Source organism: Intestinibacter sp., assembly GCF_051866655.1.
Taxonomy (GTDB): Bacteria; Bacillota; Clostridia; order Peptostreptococcales; family Peptostreptococcaceae; genus Intestinibacter.
Map to the genome: position 1 here is coordinate 1 of NZ_JBJDXL010000501.1, position 2,393 is coordinate 2,393.

1 protein-coding gene is annotated in these 2,393 nt (G+C 32.7%); it reads left to right on the forward strand.

Features of this window, described 5'->3' with window-relative positions:
• On the forward strand, window positions 1-2,225 hold a 2,225-nt coding region (locus ACI3VO_RS15095; RefSeq protein WP_439758710.1), incomplete at its 5' end, for a phosphoribosylformylglycinamidine synthase subunit PurQ.
• Window positions 2,226-2,393: the final 168 nt, after the last annotated feature.

Below are 2,393 nucleotides of genomic sequence, written 5' to 3' on the forward strand. Positions count from 1 at the left end.
TTTCAGTTGCTATAGGTGAAATAGCAGAAAGCTTAGACATAAACCTAGACTTAGTACCTAAGAAATACGACGGACTTGATGGTACTGAACTTGCTATATCAGAATCACAAGAACGTATGGCTTGTGCTATAGCTGCTGAAAACAAAGACAGATTTATAGAACTTGCTGGACTTGAAAACTTACAAGCAACTCATGTTGCTACAGTTACTGATACAGGATATTTAAGAATGTTCTGGAATGGAAAAACTATAGTTGACTTAAACAGAGCTTTCCTTGATACAAATGGTAAGAAACAACAAACAGATGTACACGTTGCAAAAGTAGACGAAGAAAATACTTTCTTCAACACTGGAAAATTAAAAGTAGAAGGCGAAACTATTTCAGATAAATTTGATAGCGTATTAAAAGACTTAAATGTATGCTCTCAAAAAGGTTTAGTTGAAAAATTTGATAACACTATAGGATCTAATACAGTATTACTTCCATTTGGTGGTAAATATCAAAGAACTCCTATCCAAGGTATGGTTGCTAAAATACCAGTACTTGGTGGAAAAACTACAACTTCATCAATAATGACATTTGGATACAATCCTAAAATAGGAAAATGGAGTCCATTCCACGGTGCATTATACGCAGTTGTAGAATCAATCTGTAAATTAGTTGCAGTTGGTGGAGATTACAAAACTACAAGATTAACTTTCCAAGAATACTTTGAAAAATTAGGTAAAGACTCAACTAAATGGGGTAAACCATTTGCTGCATTGCTTGGTGCTTACTATGCACAAAAAGAATTTGAAATACCTGCAATAGGTGGTAAAGACAGTATGTCTGGTACATTCGAACATATAAATGTACCTCCAACATTAGTTTCATTTGCTGTTGATACAGTAGATGCAGAATATGTTGTATCTCCAGAATTCAAAAAAGCAGGATCTACTTTAGTAGTTATAAGCACTCCTAGATTAGAAAGTGGAATACCTGATTTTGATGTATTAAAGAAAAACTTAGATAAAGTAAGAGAATTAACTCAAGCTAAGAAAGTTCTTGCTTCATATGCTCTAGGTTATGGTGGACTTGGAGAAGCTATAGCTAAGATGGCATTTGGTAACAAGATAGGATTTGAATTAGCTAAAGATATTGATGTAGATAAATTATTTGACCCAGCATATGGAAACATAGTTCTTGAAATGGAAGAAGCTGACTTAGCATTATTAGATGGTGTAGATTACAAGGTTGCTGGTAAAACTATAGAAGGACAATATATAGAAGTTGATGGATACAAGGTTTGCTTAGGTAAGATTTACAAAGCTTATGAATCTACTTTAGAACCAATATTCCCAACAAAAGCTGTTGAACCAACTGGCGAAATATCAAATATAGAATTTATAGTTAACGAACACCAAAAATCTTCATTATCAATAGTACAACCAAAAGTATTCATACCAGCATTCCCTGGAACTAACTGTGAATACGACTCAGCTAGAGCATTTGAAGATGCTGGAGCAAAAGCTAGTATAAAAGTATTCAGAAACTTAACTTATGCTAACATAGAAGATTCAATCGAAACTATGGTTAAAGAAATACAATCTTCTCAAATAGTTATGATACCAGGTGGATTCAGTGCAGGTGACGAACCAGACGGTTCTGCTAAATTCATAGCAACTGTATTTAGAAATCCAAGAATAGCTGAAGCTGTAAATGACCTATTAACTAATAGAGATGGTTTAATGTTAGGTATCTGTAATGGATTCCAAGCATTAATCAAATTAGGATTAGTTCCTTATGGTGAAATAAAACCAGTAACAGCTGAAGATGCTCCAACTATAACTTATAACAACATCGGTCGCCACCAAGCTAAAGTTGTAACTACTAGAATAGCATCAAATAAATCTCCATGGTTAGCTAATACTAAAGTAGGAGACCTACATAGTATATCTATATCTCATGGTGAAGGTAAATTCGTTGCTAACAAAGAAACATTTGATCAATTAGTAGCAAATGGACAAATAGCAACTCAATACGTTGACCTAGATGGAAATGCTACTTACGATATAGATTACAACCCTAATGGTTCATTCTACGCTGTTGAAGGTATAACTAGTGCAGATGGTAGAATCTTAGGTAAGATGGGTCACTCTGAAAGAATTGGTAAATACACTCTTAAAAATATACATGGTGAAAAAGATCAAAAAATATTTGAAAGTGGTGTAAATTACTTTAAATAAGATTTAAATATTTGTTTATATAAAAAGATGGATTGCTTTATTGGCAATCCATCTTTTTTACATATAATACCAGTTTTATTTTATGGGAAAAATACCAAATTTTATAAAAAATGTAGTAAACTATAAATAAATATATTAGGAGGAGGCGATAATATGAAGCTTTTTGGT